This is a genomic window from Micromonospora sp. NPDC006431 (assembly GCF_042870725.1).
Classification (GTDB): domain Bacteria; phylum Actinomycetota; class Actinomycetes; order Mycobacteriales; family Micromonosporaceae; genus Micromonospora.
Genome location: NZ_JBIAHQ010000004.1, coordinates 44,897 through 66,216, shown reverse-complemented (window position 1 = coordinate 66,216; position 21,320 = coordinate 44,897). Strand labels below are relative to the sequence as shown.

Genomic DNA, 21,320 nt, shown 5'->3' with positions numbered 1-21,320 from the left:
AACCGCTGTGAATGAAGGGAAACAACCCCTCGGCGGTCGCTCGGACCTGATGGTCGCAATGGAGCAGAACCTCGCCGAACATGCCTGTCACTTGCACCGGCATGTGGCGGGCTCGACCGTCATTGAAACCAACGATCTCCTGATCGCCGACAGCGGCCTGGACGACGACACTTTCAACATCGTTGCAGCGGCGCGTCTCACGCCGGGCACCGCCCCGACCCGGATCGCGCAGACCCTTCAGGCACTGGCCGCCACTGGGCGTCCTTTCTCGTGGTGGGTGGGCCCGGCCTCCACGCCGGCGGATCTCGCCTCGCTCCTGGAAAGCGCCGGTCTCCAGGCATCCGAGACCGAGACTGGCATGTGGCAGGACCTACGTGAGGCCCCACCCCAGCAACCTGCTGCGGATCTGGCCATCCACCGGGTGAGGGCCCCCGAGCAACTCGCCGATTACTCGACCGTCCTGGCTGCGAACTGGAACCCACCGGCCGCCACGGTGCGCCGCTTCTTTGCTGATGCCGCCGACTGGGCCCTCGCCCCCGACTGCCCCGCTCGCTACCTGGTCGGCTACGCTGACGGCCGCCCCGTCTGCTCGGCCGAGGTCTTCCTCCACTCGGGCGTCGCTGGGATCTACAACATCGCCACCCTGGCGACCGACCGCCGACGCGGCTACGGCAGCGCCATCACCCAGGCGACCTTGCGCACCGCGTACGGCGCGGGCTACCGCACGGTGGTCCTGCAAGCATCCTCCGAGGGCGAACCCGTCTACCGCCGGCTTGGGTTCCAATCCTGCGGCCGCTTCACCGAGTACGCAATCACCCCCTGACCACAAAGGTTCGGCCCCTCCCGAGCGAGGAGAGGCCGCACCGTTCTGCTGCGTGGTAGGTCAGGCCGTTGGCAGGCTGGTGAACACCAGCGGCCCGGAGGGTGCCGGAGCACCGCCGTTGGGGTAGCCCCATCCCGCGCTGTTGTCCGCCGAGGTGCTGAGGGTGAAGCCCACCGTGTACGTCCCCGGTGGAAGGTCGCGGAAGTAGACCGGCAGGGAGACGTGCCCGTCGGGCCCGACCTTGATGCCACCGTCCGCGCCGCCCACAGAGTGGCCGAGGGAGTTGTAGATGGTGGTTGAGAACCCATCCACCGGAGCGAGCGTGACGTCGTCGATGGTGACGTCGACGCTGATGCCGTTGAACAGGTCGCCCGGAGCGGCCTCGGTGCGGCTCAGTGCCGCCGCGATCGCCAGCGGCCGGGCCGTGTCGGGCACCCGGGTGGCCCGCAGGTCCAGCGCGGGCGCGCCGTAGTAGGCGCCGTACACCGAGACCGAACCGGCCGCGTCGGTGAGCAGGATGCCGTCGATGGTGCAGGAGCTGCTCAGCTGGCTCATCACCACCGGCAATGAGTACGTGCCCGCCGGCCCCTCGGTCAGCACCTGGTTCCAGGTCGAGCAGCTCCCGGTCGCGACCGTGGCGGTCAGCTCGCCCTGTACTCCGCTCGCGGTGAACGTCAGCGTGGTCGTCGCTGGCCCGCGCCAGTTGTTCACCTGCGTCGGGTTCAGCGCAAACCCGGTGGCGCTTAGCACCTCGTTGCGAGTGACCCGCACCGTCGGCGCGCCGAGGTCGGTGTAGCGCTTGGTGTTGCCGGCCCGGTCGGTCAGGCTGACCGCCTTCACCTTCCAGTCGCCCGTGGGGCTGCCAGCAGGCAGGGTCACCGGCAGGTTGCACTCCACGAACCAGATGTCGCCCCAGACCTGGCTGTCGCCGCAGAGCTGGTATCCCTGACCGCTGTCCACCAGCGTGAACGGCGAGACGATCTCGGCGTTGCCGGGACCGTCCAGCTCGATGTGGCCCTTCCAGAAGCCCGCGCCCGGGTCGTCCTGGACGTACAGGCCGTAGCGCAGGGTTACGCCTGAGCCGTCGTCGTACACCTGATTCCTGGTCGGCGAGGCGAGCCGGACCCGGTCGGTCACCGGCGGCGCGGTGTCGGGGATCTGGGTGGCGGTCAGCACGGCTCGGCTGATCTTGTTGCCGGACAGGGTTAGCGTGGTGCCCTGGTCGTCGGTCGCGGTGATCTTCGTGACGCGATAGGTCACCGGCGCCGCCGGGCCGTACTCGGTGACGAAGAAGTCGTACGCGTATGACGAGCTGGCGATCCCGCCCGTGTACGGCCCGACGACGGGCCAGCCGCCGTCGAGACTGAACCGGATCTGCTCCTCTGGCCCGACCGGGGTGGTGCCGCTGTAACGCTGCACGTAGATGCTGCCGCTGAGGTTGCGGGCGGTGGTCGACGTATCGGTCACCGCCCAGTTCAGGGTGACGGTCGTGCCGCCGGTGGTGGTGTCGACCTGGTCCGTCGCGAATGCGATGCCGTCGAAGGCGATCTTCGGTTTCGGCGCCGCGGCGGCCGGTACGGCCGCCGCCGTGAGCAGCAACGTGGCCGCAGTGGCAGTGGCCAGGATGCGTGAGACTGCGCGAAGGCGCGCAGCAGCCATGTGTCCTCCCCGTTGAAGGGCGACCGGACCGCGATGGTTCGGTCGGCGCGGGCCGCCGTGCAGCGGACTGCGCGCGCAGCGTATTAGATGCGTACCAGGGCGGGAAGGTCTATTCGGCCTCTCCCTGGCGCAGAGGGGCGCGGTGCACCCGGGCCAGCTGACCGCGGGGCGGTCCACGATGGTGCTGGTGCCGCACGAGCCGATGACGGCCGTGCCCGCGTCGTTGCGCCACACGACAAGGTCGCGGTGTTGCGGGATCTCCGACCCCGACCGGGCCTACAGCTTCTGACTGATGCCGGCGCTGCTGGAGCGCTACCGCGTGGTTCGGTACGACGCCCGCGGTGGGCACCGCGGCGGCGGCGACGAGGGGGATGTTCGCGGCCGCCCAACCATGAGAAACAGCGGGGAAACCTGCCCTCAGCGGGTGGCCGGGCCCAGCGTGGGCAGGCCACGAGCACCGAAAAACGATGAGTTACTGATCAGTCACCCATTGTTTAATCTCTGCATTCGCATGGATGATTGCGCTGATGGCCCGGACGCCGGTGCTCCGTCGTCCGGGTCAGCTCGCCCACCGGATGAAGGAGAGTGCCTGGTGTGTGACACCGATCATCTTGAGCCCTCCGGCATGAACCGTCGCGACCTGCTGGGACTTCTCGGCGCGGCTGGCGCCGGGTTGGCGGTCGCCCCCGTCCTGACGTCAGATCCGGCACTGGCCGCCGCGTCGGACCTCGCGCTCGACCCGAAGACCATGCCCGCCGATCCGGTCAACTACGAGCCACCGACCGCACTCGCCATCGATTCGCAGGCCAAGGACTCGGCCATCTCCTGGATCGACCGCAACGAACACCGCATCGTGGGGTTGAATGACCGGATCTGGGAGTACGCCGAGCCATCCCTGGCCGAGTGGAACTCGTCCTGGGCTGAGGCGGACTTCCTGCAGGCCAACGGCTTCACCATCAAGTGGGGCGCCGGCGGCATGCCCACCGCGTTTGTCGCCACCTTCAGCCACGGCACCGGCAAGCCGGTGATCGGATTCAGCGGGGAATACGACGCGCTACCCGGGCTGTCGCAGGAAAAGGGCAACCCACAGCACTCGCCCCTGGTCTACCACCACGACCCCTACGCCCCCACGTACGGCTTCGGGCACGGGTGCGGCCACTGCGCGCTCGGCGCGGCCGCCGCGGGTGCGGCCGTCGCGACCGCCACCGCGATGCGCGCTCGCAACCTCGACGGCACGATCAAGTTCTTCGGCTCGACCGCCGAGGAGCAACTGGTCGGCAAGTCGGTCGCGGTGCGAGCCGGCGTCTACAAGGGCCTCGACGCCTTCGTCGACTGGCATCCCAGCAGCGGCAACAGCACGAGCTGGTCGTCGAGCAACGCGATGTACAGCATCGCCTTCCATTTCCTCGGCACCGACGGCCACGGCGGCTCACCACTGGCGACCCGATCCAGCCAGGACGCGGTGACGGCGATGGCGATGCTGACCGAGTACCTGCGGGAGAGCGACCAGGCGCACACCGCCCGGATGCACTACGCGATCCGGCAGACCGGTCAGGCGCCGAACGTCTTCCCCACGCTGTCGAGCATCTGGTACTACGCCCGCGAGGGCAGCCCGGACCGCGCGAAGATCCTGATGGACAAGATCATCAAGTGTGGTGAGGCGGCGGCGATGGCCACCGGCACCCGGATGCAGTACCGCATCATGGGTGGGGTCTGGAACCAGCTCGGCAACAAGCGAGGTGCCGAGCTGATGTACGCCAACATGACGCAGATCGGCGCGCCGAAGTTCTCCGCCCAGGACCAGGCGTTCGGCAAGGCGCTGCAACGGTCCAACGGAACGGCGGAGACCGGCTTCAACGAAACGATCACCGAGCTGCGACCGCCCGCCACGGTCTTCATGGGCGGAGGCTCGACCGACGTCGCCGACATCAGCTGGCAGGTGCCGACAATCGGCATGGGGACCGCGCATCAGCCCGGCGGCACGAAGAACCACTCGTGGCACCACACCGCCACGGCGGCCTCCCACGCCGGCCACCTCACCACCCTGATCGCCGCCAAGTACCTGGCGGCAACCACCATCGACCTGCTGACCCAACCGACAGTGCTGGGCGAGATGAAGGACGAGTTCGACCGGCGTACCGCCAAGATCAAGTGGAAGAGCCTGCTGCCCGGCGACTACGAGTTGCCGCTGTACGAGCCGCCGGCGTGGTTCCTGGAGCGGACCGGGCAGTCGTGGCCGCCGCCCGGCGTCAAGTGGCCGCCTCGGCGGATCGTCTCGACCGAGACGGCCCCGGACCTCGGCCCCGCGCTGCCACCGTCGAACCTGCCCCCGCTCGACTGATCCGCACCAGTCGAAAGGCCCTACGGGATGTCCGGCCAACCCGCGGCTGGCGGCGGGGGATGCGTTGAAGCGCCCGGCCAGGCGAATCGCCTGGCCGGGCGCTCGCCGACCTGCTGGGCGTCCCGGTAGCCTGACCTGCCCCCGCGGCTAGGGTCAGACGTGTGAGTGTGCACGCCCGCATCGTCGCCGACGACTTCCCCACCACCCTGCGCTTCTACACCGACCTGCTCGGCGACCCGGAAACGGTGGTCACCGACTTCGAGTACGCCAGCTTCGACCAGAGCGGCGAAACTGTCCTCGCGATCCTCGGCCGCCGCTCGGCGGAGGCGGTGGTGCCAGTGGGCCGGGGCGACGGCGGAGTCCTGGTCGTGGTCCCCGTACCCGACGTCGACGCCACCATCGCCGCCCTCCCTGCCGAGGTGGTGGTCGCCGAGGCCGCCGACCGGCCTGGATGGGGTGTGCGCTCGGCCTACCTGCGCGACCCCGAGGGCAACCTGGTCGAGGTGCAGACCTGGACGGCCCGCTGAGGGTGCGGCCGGCACCATAGGGATCCGGCCGCACGCTGGGGGTTTGCTCCTGACTGTGGCGGGGTCAGTTCCCGCTGCGGTACGGGCCCCCCACGTAGACGAGCGCGTCGCCGACGGCCCGCTCGGTCGACCCGCTGGGCCGGTTGACCAGGGCGCCCTCGACGGACATGGCGGTGGAGCCGCCGCCGTCGAGGTTGACCGCGTCGGACATGCCGAGCGCCTGGGCGACGGCGGCCGTCTCGTCCATGGTGGTGCCGACACTGGTGGTCTGGCGGCCGTCGATGGTGGCCAGCACGATCTTCCCGTCTCGGGTGGTGCCGGCGATGGTGCGCGGGTTGCGGTCGAAGAAGCTGCCGGAGCCGTCCGGCACGACGATCTGGCCGTCCGCCGTCAGCGGGTACCGCCCGGTCACCCCGAACAGGCCGGGCCGCACCGGAAGCTCCTCGCCGTTCTGGTCGGTCAGGGTCGAGGTGGTGCTCACGCACCCCTGCGCGGTCACGTTGAGCAGGGCGGCGGCGTCCCGCCCGGTGGCCTGCAGCGAGGTCTGACCGGCCGCGAGGGTGGCGCCCCGGGTGGTCGAGGTGCGCACCACGCAGCCGAGCCGGTCGAGCACTACCTCCACGCCGGCGCCGGACGGGGTGGCCGCGGCGAACTCGGGGGTGAACTCGACGACGTCGCCGGGGAGGGTGCACTGCGTCTGGTCGGCGAGGGCGGCGCAGCCGGCTGGCACGACCGGCGGGTGGTTGATGAACTCCAGCGGCAGGGTGGCGTCGGTCTGCCGGTTCCGGACGCTGCCCGACCAGCTCAGCTTCCCGGTCAGTGCCCGGTTGCTGTTGGCGTCGACGACGAAGTTGACCTCGGCCGGGTCGCTGATCGGCTCGCTGAGCAACTTCCCGCCGAACAGCCCCAGCCCGACCGGGTCACCCGGGTAGAGCTGGCTGGCGGTGAAGGTGAAGAAGGAGGCGTTGATCCCGGCGAGGGCGCCGGAGGCGCGGACCAGGTCGGTGGTCTTCTCGACCTTGGCGAGGTCCTGGCCGTACGTCGCCTGCAGGTGCCCACGGGCCTTGCTCGGGTCGATGGTGAGCACGTTGACCACCCACGGACCCTGCGTGGTGGTGTTGATCTGATCGGCGGGCGCCGGTTGGCTGCCCCGCTCGATGTGGGTGAGGGTGACGCCCTCGGCCAGGGCACGACTGGTGCGTACCTCGGTCAGGTCGGCGTCGCCGAGCGGGATGGCGTCGGCGGCGGCCTCGGCCCGGGCCTGCGGTACGACACCGAGCGCCACCGCGGCCAGGGCGGCCGCCGCGATCGCCCCGGCACGGCGGAAGCCGGACAGGTCAGCAGTGGAAACAGTCATAGCCGTGATCTTGGCGGCGCCGAGGAACCACGTCCCCGACTCCACTTGACACCGAGCCGAATTGTTGTTGAGGAACAGCTGACCCGAAGGAGTCGACGTGAACGGAACCGACAAGCCGATCGGATACTGGCTCAAGCACCTGCACAACCTGATCGAGGAGCAGTTCGACGCGACGCTGGGGGACCTCGGCCTCGACCGCCGGCAGTAGAAGCTCCTGAACGCGCTGTCTAGCGCGGCGCGGAGCCGCAGCGAGATCGAGCAGGCACTCGCACCGTTCTGGCCGGACGGCGTACCCCACTTCGGCGCGATCCTCGACGGTCCCAACGGCCTGGTCACGCGGGGATGGGTGGCGGACGACGGCGACGCGCTCACCCTGACCGAGCAGGGGCGCGGCGCACCGTAGGGCGGCCGAGCGCGTCGGCGAGACTCGGCGGCTGCTGCTGCACGGACTCAGCCCCGAGCAGTACGCCGAGACCGTTCGGATCCTGTCGGTCATGGCCGACAACGTCGAAACAGCGTTGGCCAGCCGCGCCGGCGAGCGGTGTGCACGACCTTGCCGATGTCGGCGTGGAAGCGGTCCCGTCTGGTCCTTCGGTGGCCGGTCCGCCAGCGATCGCACGACCGGCGATCTTCGCCTCGCCCGGCCACTGCGCCTCGGAGCCCTCGACCGGGTCGACCGTGGCACTGTCCAGGGCGAACCGCGGATCCCGACGGAGATCGGCGCCCTTGCGCGCGTTCGGCGTCGAGCCGAAAACGAGTTCACCGTCCTCGGAAGACCGCCTCGATCCCCGAGATCCGCGGCGACCCGTCGGCTCGCAAGGTGGTAATGATCTTGTGCCTGTGAGCGTCGATGGGCGCGCGTACGCGCTGCGCGAACTCCGGCTCTGCCTGTTCGACGTTCTGCCATGCCGTCAGACGCACATGATCGCACCATCCGGACGCGAGCGGCAGGACCGAGCGTCACTGAACGTCATGAACGCCTCGCGGCATGAGGGGGCGTTGCTCAGGCCGGCGACCACTCCTGTTCGAGGATGGCGTAGCCGACCGTGTCCAGCCATCGGCCGGACCGGTGCAGTGACTCGCGGACTGCGTGCACTTCGCGGCGCATGCCGACGCGCTCCATGAGGCGCCAGGAGGTGTCGTTGCCGAGGAAGCAGTTCGCGGTGACCCGGCGCACGCCGAGGTCCTCGAAGCAGTAGCGGAGGAGCTCACGTACGGCTTCGGTGGCGTAGCCGTGGCCGGTGAAGGCGGGATCGAGGACCCAGCCGAGCTCTGCCTGCGTGTCGCGCGCCTGGTCGGCGACATCGAGCTGGGCCCAGGCGTCCTCGCGGCGGAGCATGAAGTCGCCGATGGTCGGGGCCTCGGGGTCGTGGCCGAGGGTGACGATGACAGTGGTCGCGAGGCGGGCAGGCTTCGAGAACAGCTCGCGGTAGCCCTCGAGGTTCGCGGGGCAGCCAGTGAGCCACTCGTTGATTGACTCGAGCTGACGGAACGCCCAGGTCGGGTCGGCGTCGGCGGCGGTGGCGGGACGGAGGGTGAGGCGCTCGGTCTGCAATGGGCGCTCGAGCACCGACGGGCAGATGGGGGCCGGCGTACCGGTGGTGCGGAGCTCTGTGAGGACGGCGCCGATGTCGCGCAGTCCGGCGAGTACACCGTGGAGCTGCGCTTGGTCGGCGACGGAGACCGTGAGGGTGGTGGTGCCGTCGTCGTCGCGGGTCAGGTCGAGCTCGCCGAGCCAGGCGGACCAGTGGTCGTTGAGGTGGCCGTCGACGCGGATCGCGTACGTCGTGGGGGCGGTGTTCATGAGGGCGCTCCAGTTTGCTGAGGACCTGTGGGGAGTGCGGGGCGCCGACGGGCGGGACTGCGGAGGGCCCACTCGGCGACGGCCAGGTTGATCACCCAGCCGGCGCCCTTGGCGAGATCGGCGGCGAGCACGCCGGGGCCGAAGATCGCGCCGCCGATGCCCTCGGTGAAGGCCTGGGTACCGGCGGCCAGGCCGATCGCGTACGCCCGGATCATCCACGCCCGGTGGGCCGCGATGTCGCGGCGACGTACGGCGGTGAAGCCGAGCACAAGGCAGGCGGCCATCGCGGACCCGAAGACCAGGCGGAGCACGTAGAGCAGGCCGCCGGTGCCGGGCTGCGCCTCGTAGAACAGCGTCATCCAGAGAGCCGAGGTCGCCACCAGCAGGCCGGCCACGGCCAGCACCCGGCCGGCACGGCGGTGCCAGGCCAGGTGCCGGCGGCGGAACCGTGGCACGAGCTGCAGGATCCCGACGAGCGCGTACATCGCCGCGCCGACGATGTGCACCACGAGCGGGAGCGGGAGGCCGGTGAACCGGTGGTCAGCGGGGATGACGGCCGGGCCGCCGGCCAGCTGGATCAGCCGCAGCGTCCCGGCCGTCAGCGGGATCGCGCTCAGGGCGACCAGCGCCATCGGCGCCGGCCAGCTCAGTTTCCGGGTGCTCACCGGACCGTGGCGACGTCGGCGTGGACCGTGGGCCGGGCGTCGACCGCCTCGGCGGCGTCGACCCGCCGGTGCCCGTCGCGCCACAGCGAGATGCCGAGGCCGATCAGCGCGACGCCGGTGGGCACCGCGAACGGGCGGTCGAAGGACTCCGGCAGCACGGACAGCGCCAGCGCGGAGACGGTGCCATAGGCCAGCAGCAGGGCGGCCCAGCGGGGCAAGATGCCCGCTCGGAACAGCGCGATGCCGAAAAGCAGGCCGCCGAGCGAGTAGCCGATGCCGGTGATGCCGAACAGGACGGTCATGCCGCCGATGTCGCCGCTCGGGCTGCCGCCCATGGCGGCGTCAACATAGTCCTGGACGTAGCCGGGGCTCGTCTTGGCTACGGTCGGCAGGACGCAGGCGACGATGACCTGGTTGGCGAACATCGCGAGGTATCCGACGGTCAGCAGCACGTAGCCGGCGACCCCGAGGAGCCCGAACCGCCGGTGGTTGCGGAGGAACATGCCGGCGAAGCCGGCCAGCGACAGGACGGCCATCACGGCCTTGGCGGTCTCACGGACCGCCATCTCGGTCGTCACGATGTGCGCGACGTCGGCCGGTGGGTGGTTGACCTGGACGCCTGCGTAGATGGCGCCGGCGGCGGCCGCGCACAGACCGGCGGCTGCGGTGATGCGGTGGGTGGTGATGTTCATGTCGGATTCCTCGGTGCCCGGTGCCGGGCGGGGTGTCCGGCGATATCCGGGAGGTTAGGAGCCGACGTGGTGAGGCCACATCACCATGTGATGTGACCGGGGTGGTGATTCGGCCGCGGTGACGCTCAGAGCAGGCCGAGGTCCGCGGCTCGGCGTACCGCGGCGCGGCGGGTGTTCACGTCGAGCTTGGTGAAGATGTGCTTGGTGTGGGTGCGCAGCGTGTTCACCGATACGAAGAGCTGTCGCGCGATCTCCGGCCCGCTGAGGTCGGTCGCCAGCAGGCGCAGCACCTCGAGCTCACGCCCGCTGAGTCCTTCCTCGGAGGCGGGTCCGGCGGGTGCGGGTGCCGACGGTCTTTGTGCGGCGGCCAGCAGGTGCTCGGCGTGCGTCCGTACGTCGTGCGGCGCGGCGCGGGCGACCTTCCCGAGCAGCTCCACCATCGGGTATCCCTCGTCGAGGAAGAGCCGGCAGTAGCCGGCCGGCACCCCCTTGGCGAGGGCGGCAGCGAGGTCAGGCGCCGCCGAGTCCACGTCGCCGTTCGCCTGGTGGGCGAGCGCCCGCACCAGGCCCGCCTCGACCAGGCTGCCGTCGCGGCCCGCCGTCCGCGCGGCGTCCAGCACGCGGTCGAGCAGGTCGAGCGCCGCGCGCGCGTCCCCCTCGGCGATGAGCAGCCGGGCGAGGGTGAGTTGGTCGTACTCGGCCAGGTAGGCCAGCGGATCCGTCGGCACGACCCCGCGCTCGCGGGCCCACGCTCGCGCCTCATCGAGGCGGCCCTGGGCGATCCGCACCCGTGCTCGGGTCGCGGCGATCGGCCGCACGTCCGGGAAGTAGCCGGGCAGGAAGAGCGGCTCCGCCTGGTCGAGCATCGCGACCGCGCCGTCGAGGTCGCCTTGCGCCTGCAGCAGTGCGGCCGTCGCGGTGTACCAGCGGTGCCGGTTCTCCAGCAGCGACGCCCGGTCGCCGAGCTCGCGGGCGACCTCGAGGTGCTCCGCGGCCGCGTCGAGGTCGCCCTGCTCGCGGAGGACGTTGGCGAGGCCGACGTGCAGGTCGCCGGTGGTGGGGAGCACCGGGCCCGGGTGGCTCTCGGCCGCGGCCAGCGCCCGTTCGTAGAGCCGGCGCGCCTCGACCGGACGTCCGCGCGCCAGCCACATTTCTGCCAGCACGACGGTCGCGCCCAGCTCGTCTGCGACCATGCCGGCCGCGTGCAGGCTGGCGACCGCCGCCGTGAACGTGTCCACCCCGGCGCCGAGGTCGCCCGCCGCCCAAGCCGCCAGGCCGACGAAGCCGGCGGCGGCACCGCGCGGGAAGTGGTCCTCCGGCCCGGCCAGCGCGAGTGCCCGGCGGGCGTGCGAGACCGTACCGTCGACATCGCCCCTGGCCTGGGCGACCGCGGCGCGGTAGACCGCGATCATGGCCGGGAGGGAGCGGAGCTCGCCCTCCCGGTCCCGGGCCGCCTCGGCCAGCGAGCCCGCGGTGGGAATGGTCGATGGCGGCATCGTGTCGAGACCAGCATCAGCGGCGTCGAGCCACGCCTCCACCCCGTCGAAGTCGCCCTCGGAGAGCCGGCTCCACCCCACGAAGGTGGCCAGCAGCGGTCGGCGACGGACGACGTCGCCGGGCAGCGCAACCAGCCAGTCGCGAAGGATGCGGTCCTGGCGTCGTCGGCGCATGTCGGCCTCGGCGAGCTCGACGAGGTCGGCGGTGTGCTCGTGGTCGCCGCTCGCGATCGCGTGCCGTACGGCGTCGGCCAGCAGCCCGTTCTCGGCGAGCCATCGGCTGGCCGCGGCGTGCAGCTCACCGACCCGGTCGGCCCGCCGGGCAGCCAGGCGGGCACGCAATGCGTCGGCGAAAAGCTGGTGGTAGCGGTACCACCGCCGCTCGTCATCGAGCGGGACGACGAACAGGTGCTCGCGCTCAAGGGTCTCCAGCATCGGCTGACCGTCGGAGCGACCGGTCAGGGCGTCGCAAAGGCCGCCGGTCAGCTGGTCGAGCACGGAGGTGTCGAGCAGGAACGCGCGCACCTCCTCCGGCTGCCGGTCCAGAACCTCCTCAACGAGGTAGTCGAGGACGAACCGATGGCTCCCGGAGAATGCCTCGACGAACCCAGCGACATCTCCAGGCCCGTCGGCGGCGGCATGGGTCCGGGCCGACAGCGCGGCCAGCTGCAGCCCCGCCGCCCACCCCTCGGTGCGCGCCTCGAGCGCGGCCACCAGCGCGGGCTCGAGCTGCAGCCCCATCACCTCGTTGAGGAAAACCTCCGCCTCGTCCGTGGTGAACCTGAGGTCAGCGGCCCGCACCTCCACGAGCTCGCCCCGCGCACGCAGACGGGACAGCGGGAGCGGCGGGTCGGCCCGAGTGGCCACCGCCAGCGTGACCTGTGGAGGCAGGTTGTCCAGGAGGAAGGTCACCGCCTCATGGACGGCGGCCGCGTCGATGACGTGGTAGTCGTCGAGCGCCACCACCGTGGGACCGGCGAGGACGTCGAGATCGTTGATCAGGCTGACCAGGACAGCGTCGGTTGGCGTGGCGCCGCCGACCTCCAGCAGGGCGAGCGCGTCGACACCAGCCTCAGGCTCAGCGGTCTGAATCGCGGCCACGAGGTGGGTCAGAAACTGTCGGAGGTCGGCATCGCCTGTGTCGAGAGCCAACCACGCAACTCTGCGCTGCGACTTCTCGGCCCCCGCCAGCCACTGCGCCAGAAGTGTGGTCTTGCCGAACCCAGCCGGTGCCGCGACGAGGACCAGCCGCGGCCCTTCGCCTCCGTCCGTGCGCAGTTGGTCGGTGAGGCGGGCGCGCCGCACCAGCCGACGACGCGGCGAGGGCAGGTGCAGCTTGGTGCCCAGCACAGGCATTCGACCATCGTAGGCCCGCTGTGAGGCGGTGGTCAGCCGGTACTGGCCTGCGAGCAGTAGGTCACGTGTGGGGATGGCTGGTGATGCCGTCCAGGATGGTGATCAGGTTGTGGTGGAAGGTTTCCTCGGCGTTGAGGTGGGCGCCGTCGATGACGAGCCGGGCGATGGTGGGGTAGCGGCCTGTTTCGAGCATGCGGGTCAGGTAGGGCCCGAGGGTGGCCTGCCAAGCGGACATGTCGGTGCCGGTTAAACGGGCGGTGCGTCGCTCGGTGATCTCCCTGCGGAGCGCTCCGACGATGAACGCGTTGAGGGCGCCCAAGGCCCGCTGGAGATCGTCGATACCGCGCACGCCAGGGGCCTGGCTGAGCGCCGCCGCAGTCGATTCGCCCACGGCGATTGATTCGGTGATCATCAACCCAGTGCCCGCTGGACCGGACCGGACACGCCCGAAACGCCCCGGACCCAGCAAGACGCAAGGAATGCTCGTCGGACGAGCAGCCACCGAGCAGCCACACGTCCACAAGGGACGGACAAGCAAAGAGCCCGACCCGCATTTCCGCAGGTCAGGCTCTTTGGATCTTGCGCGCCCGAAGGGGCTCGAACCCCTAACCTGGCGGCGACACGGACGGGGAAGGACCACGAGGGCAGAAGGGGGCGAGGGGTGCCCCCGCCCCTGTCGACCGGGATGCCAGCATGGCATCCGTCTATTTGGCGAGGGACTAGGTTGGTACTCCAACGTCACTTCGCCTGTCTGCGCGCTGGTAGTGGAACGTCGGGCTCGGGCTTGGGATGTTCGTCGCCAGATCGACCAGTGCAGGGTGTGCGCTGGCGGTAGCGGCAGAGCGAGGACGAAGGCGTTGAGGAGTCGGCGGATCTCGGCGACGGTCAACGCGATGATCTCCGGGTCGGAATCGGGCTGCTGGGCGGCGAGGATGGTCAGGACGGCCAGGGCGAGCATGGCCAGGGTGATGAACCGGTGCCAGCCGGTCCAGCCGCGGACCTGGTAGTGGTCCAGGCCGACCTGGCCCTTGCCGGTCTGGAACAACTCCTCGATGCTCCAGCGGGATCCGGCCACGGTCACGAGAGTGTGCAGCGGCACCGGGCGAGGCGCCCAGCACAGGTAGAAGGCCAGCTCGCCGGTGCTCCAGTTGCGGCGGATGAGCAGCCACCGATGCTCACCAGAGCCGGTGGCGGTGGTGACCCAGGCCCACAGGTAGTCGCGGGGCCCTTTCGCCCCTGGCCCGCAGCTGTGCAGCTGCCACTCGCTGGTGGGGATCCGGTCGGCGATCTCGTCGACGCGTACGAGGGTCCGGCCGTCGTTGACATGCACGCGTCGGTCACAGCCGACGGCCAGGACGTAGCCGATCCCGCGCTGTTCCAGGTCGGCGCGTAGGCCGGGGTCGGCGCCGTAAACCTCGTCGCCGGTCACCCACCCGACCGGGACGTTGGCGTTCAACGCGGCGGCGATCATCTGCCGGGCCAGGGCCGGTTTCGTGGCGAACTCGACCTGGTCGGGGACGCCGGCGGCAGTGAGGCGGTCGGGCTGCTGGCACCAGGTCGTCTCGGGTAGGTAGAGCCGACGGTCGATCATCGCCCGCCCCAGGGGTGAGACGTAGGCCAGGAACACCCCGACCTGGCTGTTCTCCACACGGCCGGCGGTTCCGGTGTACTGCCGCTGCACCCCGACCGAGCACACGCCCTTCTTCAGGGCTCCGCGTGGTAGGCCGGCTGCCCCGACCCGGCTTGCGTCTCGTCGTGCCATCGTGACGGCTCAGCCTCCAGGCGCCAGCGGAACAGCCCGTCGCGTGAGCCGTCAGCCGACAGCCAGCGCTGGAGACGGCGGGTCTCCGGCGGTTCGATCGGCGCATCCCCGATCCACTCGGTGAACACGAACTGCTCCGGGCGGGCCGTGAGCTCGGGTTCGCGGTCAGCCGCCAGCGCGGCCTGGTTGAGGATGTCGGCTGCGCTGGCGACCGAAGCGGGCGGCCGGCCAGCAATACGCATTGTCTGAGTCGCCAGGGTGACGACAGTCAGCGCCGCGGCGAAGGACGCAACGGCCACCAGCCGTCGGCGACTGCTTGCCGTGCCGCGTCGCCGTGCGGCGGGGCCCGCAGATCGTGCGGAAGCGGCGACGTCGATGGCCTGTTGCAGGTCGTGGCGCACCCGTTCGCCCGGCCCGGGGTGGGTCGGATCGAGTATCGATCCGAGGTTGTCGAGCAAAGTTGATCGTTGCATGGGTTTCCTCACTGGATTGTCATCGGGTCGACACCGCCCAGCGCCGCGCGGAGCTTGCGGCGTACTCGGTTGAGCCGAGACCGGACGGTGCCGATCGGGATCTGAAGTCCGGCCGCGACCTCCTCGTAGCTCAGGCCGCCCCAGGCGTATAACAGCAGACAGTCACGGTCGCCGGACCGTAGCCGGGCCAGTGTCTCGGTCAGGGCCGGGTATGCCATCCGAGCCGTCATCTCGGTGGCTACCCGGTCGGCGTGACCGTCGTCAGGCAGGTCGTCGGGTCCCGCTCTGGCGAGCGTTCGGTAGCGGACCCGTTCCGTCCGTCGGTGCCGCGAGATCTCTCGGGTGGCGATGCCGAACAGTCAGGGTCGGGCATTGGCGAATGTCGTATCGTAGGTGTGACGTTTGGCGAACGCGGCGAGGAACGTCTCAGCGACCAGGTCGTCGGCCAGGTCCGGTCCGACCCGCCGAAACGTGTAACGGTGCACGTCGGTGGCGTATCGCTGGTAGAGCACCGCAAATAGGTGTGGTTCCCGCCACGACGCTTCGATGATCGTCGAGTCGTTCGCCGTGCTGACCTCCAACGTGCTCACGATCGTCGTCGGGTGTTCGAACCAGTCATGGGCTACCTCTCGCTCTCGACGCTGGCGACTGTCACTCGTTCTCGCCGCGAGAGGCGTTTCCGGTTCACGGCCAACCGTTGAAAAAAATTGCTGCGGTGCCCGAGCAACCGATGCATCACGACGAGGTCGAAATGCCGGCTCTCCGTCGGGACGGATTTGTGGCTGGCCGATGTGGGATGCTGCGCCGGTCTACCTACCGATACCACCTGCTCGAAGGGATCACCGCGATGGCAAAGGTCATCTCCACGCTGTTCATGTCGGCCGATGGTGTGGCCGAGATCGACCCTGATTGGCACTTCCCGTACTTCGACGAGAACATGGGCCGCGCCGTCGGCGAGGACTATGACAGCGCTGACGTGCTGCTCATCGGCCGGGAGACCTACGACAGCTTCGCCGGAGCGTGGCCCGACCGCGAGGCCGGGGGTGGGGACGACGCGCCGTTCGCCAAGCAACTCGGGGACGTGCGCAAGGTGGTCGTTTCGCGCCAGCCGCTGGAGTTCTCCTGGCGCAACTCCGAGCTGATCAAGGGTGATCTCCTCGATGCCGTCACCTCGCTCAGGGCCGACCCCGACATCAGAGGCATCCTCATACCCGGCTCGATCTCCGTGGTGCAGCAGCTGCTCGCCGCGGGGCTAGTCGATGAGCTGCGCCTGCTGGTGCACCCAGTGGCGGCGCGTAAGGGCCGCAGGCTGTTCGACGAGGGCGACGCGCCGTACCACTTGAGAATGACGGCGACGGAGGCGTTTCCGACGGGCGTGATTCGCGTGATCTACTCGCCGGCCGAGGCACCCACCAAGGTCGGCTACGACGAGGTCAAGGACCAGGTACCCGGAGGGAAATAGCCGCCTTCGGGGGGGCGCCGCAACGGCGCCACATGCCCCTGCCGGTGCGGCCGCAGCCCGTTACGCCGCTACAGGTCGGCGGTGAAGCTGTGCGGCACCCGGATGTCAACGTGCCGGGCCAGATGCGACGCCATTTCCCGGCTCGACCAATGCGCCAGGCCGGTCACTTCGCGTGGGGGGTCACCCGGGTCAACGCGAGAATCCGCGCCCGCACCAACCCGGGCACCCCGACGGGCTACCCGGCCGCGGCCGGTTGCCGCCGGCGAACGCGTACCGGTTGCCGGTGAACGGTCCATGGCCAGACCCATGTCCGCCATGGCGCCGCCGTAGGTGTCCCGCGTCAGGAACCGGTTCAGCCCCGGGTCGTAGTTAGAGCGTGTCTCAGGTGGTGAGTTTGAGGTAGCGCTTGTGGCAGGTGAGGGCGGCGGCGAGGGTGACGAACGCGCAGTAGAGGCTGGCCGAGCGTTCGTAGCGGATGGTCAGCCGGCGGTAGCCGGTGAACCAGGCGAACGTCCTCTCGATCACCCAGCGGTGCCGACCGAGACGGTTCGGCGACTCGATGCCGCGACGGGCGATGCGGGGTCGGATGCCGCGGGCGCGGAGCATGCGGCGTAGGTGGGGGTAGTCGTAGCCCTTGTCGGCGTGCAGCTTGTCGGGCGCCGGCGGCGGGGTCCGCGTCGGGAGCGGATGGCGGGGATGGCCTGGACCAGGGACTCCAGGCAGCGGCTGTCGTGGGTGTTCGCGGCGGACACGCCGACGGACAGAGGTAACCCGTTGCGGTCGGACAGGGCGTGGATCTTGCTGCCGGGTTTGCCTCGGTCGACCGGGCTCGGTCCGGTCAGGTCGCCCCCCCCTTTTCGCCCGCACCGACGCCGCGTCGGCGGTGGCCCGGGACCAGTCGATCAACCCCTTCGCGCCGAGCTGGTCCAGGGCGGCGACGTGCAGCCTGCGCCACAGCCCGGCCCGGGTCCAGGCGACGAACCGGCGGTGCGCGGTGGCCTTGGAGACCCCGAACCCGGGTGGCAGGTGCCGCCAGGCGCAGCCAGTGTTCAACACGTACACGATCGCGGCGAACACAGCCCGCGCCTCGATCGGGGGTGTACCCCCGCCCTGCGGACGTCGAGGCGGCGGCGGAACTAACGGGCTGGCCAGGCTCCACAACTCGTCAGGCACCCACTCAGAGATCAACCGGTCGTCCATAGTAGAAGTGATCTACCACCAAGGTCAGCCGACCGCCACCTGAGACACGCTCTTAGACCAAACGGTAGGGTTTTGGCACCCGACAGGTTCAGTACCATATCTGAAATCGTATGGCAGTCGGCCTTGATTCTTCATCACCCGAGATCCGCAAGCGCCCGGATCGTAGTTACGGAACCCCATATCGTAGGTGCCCGAGCCCGCGTCCCACCGGGAGGCGTTGAACCGGAACGCGTTGTACGGCTCCGTGGCCGGTAGATGAACTGCGAGTACTCCCGGCCGCCGTCGTCCTTGTGCTTGATCTGGGTCAGCTGCTGATCCCACGGCGCGTACTGGTACGAATTCTCCCCCTTGCCGGCGACCTCCTCACGCAGTACCCCAGGCATCCACAATCCCATCGGGCGCTCGATGCCCTTCGAACATCAACATCACCAACTCGGAAAGACGGCAGAGTAAAGACCGAACTGATTTGCAACGCGACTGTCGGGGGCCAACGCAAGCTTGACCCCCGACAGTTCGCTAGACGAACGGCGCTAGATTACTACCTTTCGATTCACCTTTTTCGCGTACTCGTCTGCCCATCTCCTTGCTTGGACCAGCACGGGCGGGTCACCCGGCGATTGCTTGGTACTAGCTTTCAGGGACTCACGCAATCGACTAGCCAGAGCCTGGTCACCCGCGTCCTCGGCAAGGATCAAGGCTTGAACGCGTCGTGCGACATAACTGCCCTTATCCTGCCAAGCATAGATGTCGCCACGCACGACTTCCGACTCCGACATAAGGACATTGATCAAGTCCCGTCTACCCTTGAGGAAATCCTGCTCTGCGCTTACAACTTTCTGAAAATAGCTGACTTCCTGATCCTCAAGCACCTTCCTCTCCGGCCAGGGAATGCCCCGCAGCCTTAGTCTCAGGCGCACTGCCATGCGACCGAACTCGTCCATCAGTGGCCCTAGTCGAGCGTCGCCGACGTTCATGGCCGCCTTCACCAACCCGACTGGATCCTCTTCCAGCCAGGCGATAAACTCCAGATCGCCTTTTTGCCATGTGACAATCCCACGGCTGGTGATCACGGCACCCTCGGGTATTACCCCGAGCCCGGCCAACTGCCGCCAAATGCTCGCTGCCGAAACCCTTCCCATACCAATCCTAGAACTTCAACCACCTGCGCTTGGCACCCGGCTTGGGCACCGCGCCCAACCTAAAGGAATAGTTACCTGCAGCGTCCTGGCTCCAGAGCCACACCTCTCCGTAATCCTTACCCATAGCATTCATGTACCTTCGCAGCCGTCGGGTTCCTGCTTTCAGCCCTGATTCGGTATCCGGCTTCAATTCGACCGGGTACCCGTTACGAGTGAAACCGTCGGGAATGTTTTTGGGATCGATATTCTTACCCGGATGGTAACCCAACGAGTTCAGGTGCGCGGCCCAATCCGGCGACTTGTGGGCATTCTGTCCGGCCTGAGCATTGGGGGAATGACCGCCGGTAAGGTTCTGCGTGCCCCCCGTAGCGCTCGGCGTACCGCCAGCAGCATTCGGATTGCTGCAGGTACACGGATTGCCGTTTGCGTCAACGCCTCCCGGGCAGTTGTGAACGAGAACGGGGCTCTCACCAGCGACGACGTAGTAGGTGTGGATGCCCTCAACCGTGAGGTTGTGGACTCGTTCGTGCCGGTGGGTCCTGGTGAGAGCAGTGATCTGCACCCAGGTACCGGCTGCGGTCTGGAGCCACATGCCGGGCTTGAGCTCTCCACCGGTGACCCACTGTCCGACGTCGGGCAACCAGATCAGGTGCTCCGCCGTGGAGGTGATCGAGCCGGTCTTCGAACCGGCCTGGCCGTCCACGTCGACCGTGATCGTCACCAACGTCTTACTGCCCTCGTGGCTACGCACGTTGGTGACAGCGCGGCCCTGGTTGTCGCCCGACTCGACATCGGTGCCCAGGACCTCGTCGCCGAGGTTCAGATCCTCAATCGCCTTGGTGCCACCACTGGCGAGGAGCACCTTGGTGCCCGGTACGAAGCTGTTGCACTTCGTCGGTGTGGTCGGGTTGTCGGTCTTCGGGCTGGGCGTGTTGGTGGGAAGTGCCTTTTGCCCGTCGACGGTCGCGTCGACGGCCTTGCGGGTGTCGTTGGCGGTGTCGATGCCGTCGGCGATCTTCTTACCCGTCTTGGCCAGCTTCGCCGCGGCCACCGCGTTCCCCGCCAGGGGAATCGCCGAGGCCATGGACATCGCCGCGTCGACGTAGTTGCCCTCGGCCAGATACCAGATGCCGTTGGCCACGTCGGCGACCTCACCGATCACCGGCACCATTCCCGCGACGTCCAGGGCGGCGTGGCCGATGTCCGACCACGACATCCCGAACAGGTGTCCGTCGAGTTCGATGAAGCTGATCGGGTTGCCGCCGGCGAAGGCGTACCGGTTGCCGGTGAACGGGTCCATGGCCAGACCCATGTCCGCCATGGCGCCGCCGTAGGTGTCCCGCGTCAGGAACCGGTTCAGCCCCGGGTCGTAGTTACGGAACCCCATATCGTAGGTGCCCGAGCCCGCGTCCCACCGGGAGGCGTTGAACCGGAACGCGTTGTACGGCTCCTCACCCTCCGGCGCAGCGCCCGGCTTGTCCACACCCGTGAACTGGGACTCGTCGTCCTTGCCGTACGCCGTGTACCCGTAGGTGGCGACCGTCCGGTCGAACGGGTCGTACACGTAGGTCGTCGACTTGGCGTTCGCACCGACACCCGCGACGGTCTTCGCCGTCCGGTCGAAACCGTCGTAGTAGTACTTCTGCGCCCGCTCACCACCGACCGACACCGTGTCCAGCCGGCCCAGCGGGTCGTAGTTGTACGTCGACGTCACCCCAGCCGTCGTGGTGGAGTGCAGCCGGTTCCGGTCGTACTTGCTCGTGCTGGTGACGTTCTCGATCGTCTGCGACACCGTGTTGCCGTTGGCGTCGTAGACGTACGCCTCGGTGGAGGTGCTGTCACCGGTCTTGTCGAGTCGGCTGATGCGGTCCTGCGGGTCGTAGGTGAAGGTGTAGGTGTTGTCGATGTAGTCCGACGAGTTGTCGGCGTTCATCAACTTGAGCACGTCCCGGGACGGGTGCCCGTTGGCCTGACGATCTTTGGTCGCTAGGTCGGCGTGGCCGATGTCCGACCACGACATCCCGAACAGGTGCCAGATAGCCGCAAGGCTCCCGGCGAAGCACCCTCGTGAAGCGAGTGCTTGCGCCAGGAGCCTTGCCGGCGTACCCCTCAGCGGAGCGTCAGTGGATCGGGCCGAGAATCACGTGCTTGACATCTTCGTCAAGTTCTTCGGGCGCCGGAGTGTAGAGACTCAGTCCCAGTGCGCTGAACCTCAACGACTCCAATTCGAACTCGTCGGGGCTGAACCCCTCGTTTTCGAGGTTGCTCAAGACCTCTCCCAGAGGTCTCCCGGCAAGCGATATTCCACGCCAGAGCACATCGATTGAGTCGGACATGTCGATCTCAATCAGCCTGTCGCTGGCGTCGTACGTAAGGATGAGTGTCATGTCGTAGTACGAGTCCAGGACCGAGCCCGGGAATCGCTCGAACGGAACATGATCGCCCAACCTTTCCCGGTGGAGGGTTCGCGGCTCGCCAAAACGCGCCTCGGATATACCCTCCCCCGGCAGCACCTCGAATGGTTCATCTCGGCCCGTCACGGATTAGCTCCCTAAGTAGTGGCT

At 68.7% G+C, this 21,320-nt stretch carries 15 protein-coding genes and 2 pseudogenes; 4 read left to right on the top strand and 13 right to left on the bottom strand.

Translation table 11 applies throughout. The annotated features are described in order from the left end of the window. Positions 1–58 precede the first annotated feature (58 nt). On the top strand, positions 59–823 hold the full coding sequence (locus ACFYM6_RS09380) for a GNAT family N-acetyltransferase (protein ID WP_387273856.1): 765 nt from the start codon (positions 59–61) through the stop codon (positions 821–823). Between the two features lie 60 nt (positions 824–883). On the opposite strand, the gene ACFYM6_RS09375 is transcribed toward ACFYM6_RS09380, so the two are convergent. Further along, on the bottom strand, positions 884–2,482 hold the full coding sequence (locus ACFYM6_RS09375; protein ID WP_387273854.1) for a hypothetical protein: 1,599 nt from the start codon (positions 2,480–2,482) through the stop codon (positions 884–886). A gap of 292 nt (positions 2,483–2,774) precedes the next feature. On the opposite strand from ACFYM6_RS09375, the gene ACFYM6_RS09370 reads away from it, so the two are divergent. Together ACFYM6_RS09370 and ACFYM6_RS09365 are read left to right on the top strand one after the other, a co-directional pair. Continuing rightward, positions 2,775–4,823 (top strand): amidohydrolase, encoded by a 2,049-nt coding sequence (locus ACFYM6_RS09370; RefSeq protein ID WP_387273852.1) that lies wholly within the window; start codon positions 2,775–2,777, stop codon positions 4,821–4,823. Positions 4,824–4,984: 161 nt separating this feature from the next. Next, a complete protein-coding gene (locus ACFYM6_RS09365) occupies positions 4,985–5,350 on the top strand; it encodes a VOC family protein (RefSeq protein WP_387273850.1) in 366 nt (121 codons plus the stop codon). A 64-nt stretch (positions 5,351–5,414) separates the two neighbouring features. Here the strand turns inward: ACFYM6_RS09365 and ACFYM6_RS09360 are convergent, their stop codons facing one another. The 8 genes and pseudogenes from ACFYM6_RS09360 to ACFYM6_RS09325 all read right to left on the bottom strand — a co-directional run bounded on the left by ACFYM6_RS09360 (position 5,415) and on the right by ACFYM6_RS09325 (position 15,536). Next, on the bottom strand, positions 5,415–6,659 hold the full coding sequence (locus ACFYM6_RS09360; RefSeq protein ID WP_387274536.1) for a phosphodiester glycosidase family protein: 1,245 nt from the start codon (positions 6,657–6,659) through the stop codon (positions 5,415–5,417). Between the two features lie 1,051 nt (positions 6,660–7,710). Beyond that, positions 7,711–8,511 (bottom strand): GNAT family N-acetyltransferase, encoded by an 801-nt coding sequence (locus ACFYM6_RS09355; RefSeq protein WP_387273848.1) that lies wholly within the window; start codon positions 8,509–8,511, stop codon positions 7,711–7,713. After that, positions 8,508–9,176 carry a DUF2306 domain-containing protein gene (locus ACFYM6_RS09350; RefSeq protein ID WP_387273846.1) on the bottom strand — a complete coding sequence of 223 codons (669 nt, stop codon included), beginning with the start codon at positions 9,174–9,176 and terminating at the stop codon, positions 8,508–8,510. The genes ACFYM6_RS09355 and ACFYM6_RS09350 overlap by 4 nt, the downstream gene beginning before the upstream one ends. After that, on the bottom strand, positions 9,173–9,868 hold the full coding sequence (locus tag ACFYM6_RS09345) for a hypothetical protein (RefSeq protein ID WP_387273844.1): 696 nt from the start codon (positions 9,866–9,868) through the stop codon (positions 9,173–9,175). Before ACFYM6_RS09345 ends, ACFYM6_RS09350 begins: the two co-directional genes overlap by 4 nt. A 125-nt stretch (positions 9,869–9,993) precedes the next feature. After that, positions 9,994–12,720 (bottom strand): tetratricopeptide repeat protein, encoded by a 2,727-nt coding sequence (locus tag ACFYM6_RS09340; protein ID WP_387273842.1) that lies wholly within the window; start codon positions 12,718–12,720, stop codon positions 9,994–9,996. 61 nt (positions 12,721–12,781) lie between these two features. Continuing rightward, positions 12,782–14,482 carry an IS701 family transposase gene (locus tag ACFYM6_RS09335; protein WP_387273840.1) on the bottom strand — a complete coding sequence of 567 codons (1,701 nt, stop codon included), beginning with the start codon at positions 14,480–14,482 and terminating at the stop codon, positions 12,782–12,784. Beyond that, positions 14,425–14,940 (bottom strand): hypothetical protein, encoded by a 516-nt coding sequence (locus ACFYM6_RS09330; RefSeq protein WP_387273838.1) that lies wholly within the window; start codon positions 14,938–14,940, stop codon positions 14,425–14,427. Before ACFYM6_RS09330 ends, ACFYM6_RS09335 begins: the two co-directional genes overlap by 58 nt. Positions 14,941–14,963: 23 nt before the next feature. Further along, positions 14,964–15,536 (bottom strand): annotated as a pseudogene (locus ACFYM6_RS09325) (RNA polymerase sigma factor). 266 nt (positions 15,537–15,802) lie between these two features. On the opposite strand from ACFYM6_RS09325, the gene ACFYM6_RS09320 reads away from it, so the two are divergent. Then, the gene (locus ACFYM6_RS09320) at positions 15,803–16,417 is read left to right on the top strand and encodes a dihydrofolate reductase family protein (protein ID WP_387274534.1); all 615 of its coding nucleotides are present in this window, start codon (positions 15,803–15,805) and stop codon (positions 16,415–16,417) included. A gap of 381 nt (positions 16,418–16,798) precedes the next feature. Here ACFYM6_RS09320 and ACFYM6_RS09315 read toward each other — a convergent pair. The 4 genes and pseudogenes from ACFYM6_RS09315 to ACFYM6_RS09300 all read right to left on the bottom strand — a co-directional run bounded on the left by ACFYM6_RS09315 (position 16,799) and on the right by ACFYM6_RS09300 (position 21,296). Continuing rightward, positions 16,799–17,617: pseudogene (locus ACFYM6_RS09315) on the bottom strand (IS5 family transposase). 530 nt (positions 17,618–18,147) lie between these two features. Next, the gene (locus ACFYM6_RS09310) at positions 18,148–18,687 is read right to left on the bottom strand and encodes a hypothetical protein (protein WP_387273836.1); all 540 of its coding nucleotides are present in this window, start codon (positions 18,685–18,687) and stop codon (positions 18,148–18,150) included. Between the two features lie 76 nt (positions 18,688–18,763). Then, positions 18,764–20,776, bottom strand: coding sequence for a polymorphic toxin-type HINT domain-containing protein (locus ACFYM6_RS09305; RefSeq protein ID WP_387273834.1), 2,013 nt, complete (start codon positions 20,774–20,776; stop codon positions 18,764–18,766). Between the two features lie 100 nt (positions 20,777–20,876). Further along, the gene (locus ACFYM6_RS09300) at positions 20,877–21,296 is read right to left on the bottom strand and encodes a hypothetical protein (protein WP_387273833.1); all 420 of its coding nucleotides are present in this window, start codon (positions 21,294–21,296) and stop codon (positions 20,877–20,879) included. Between the last annotated feature and the right edge of the window lie 24 nt (positions 21,297–21,320).

Coding starts and splice junctions, on each gene's coding strand:
- ACFYM6_RS09380 (WP_387273856.1), top strand. CDS start 59: ATGGAGCAGAACCTCGCCGAACATGCCTGTCACTTGCACCGGCATGTG.
- ACFYM6_RS09340 (WP_387273842.1), bottom strand. CDS start 12,720: ATGCCTGTGCTGGGCACCAAGCTGCACCTGCCCTCGCCGCGTCGTCGG.
- ACFYM6_RS09305 (WP_387273834.1), bottom strand. CDS start 20,776: ATGTCGTGGTCGGACATCGGCCACGCCGACCTAGCGACCAAAGATCGT.
- ACFYM6_RS09355 (WP_387273848.1), bottom strand. CDS start 8,511: ATGAACACCGCCCCCACGACGTACGCGATCCGCGTCGACGGCCACCTC.
- ACFYM6_RS09335 (WP_387273840.1), bottom strand. CDS start 14,482: ATGGCACGACGAGACGCAAGCCGGGTCGGGGCAGCCGGCCTACCACGC.
- ACFYM6_RS09345 (WP_387273844.1), bottom strand. CDS start 9,868: ATGAACATCACCACCCACCGCATCACCGCAGCCGCCGGTCTGTGCGCG.
- ACFYM6_RS09320 (WP_387274534.1), top strand. CDS start 15,803: ATGGCAAAGGTCATCTCCACGCTGTTCATGTCGGCCGATGGTGTGGCC.
- ACFYM6_RS09375 (WP_387273854.1), bottom strand. CDS start 2,482: ATGGCTGCTGCGCGCCTTCGCGCAGTCTCACGCATCCTGGCCACTGCC.
- ACFYM6_RS09370 (WP_387273852.1), top strand. CDS start 2,775: ATGCCGGCGCTGCTGGAGCGCTACCGCGTGGTTCGGTACGACGCCCGC.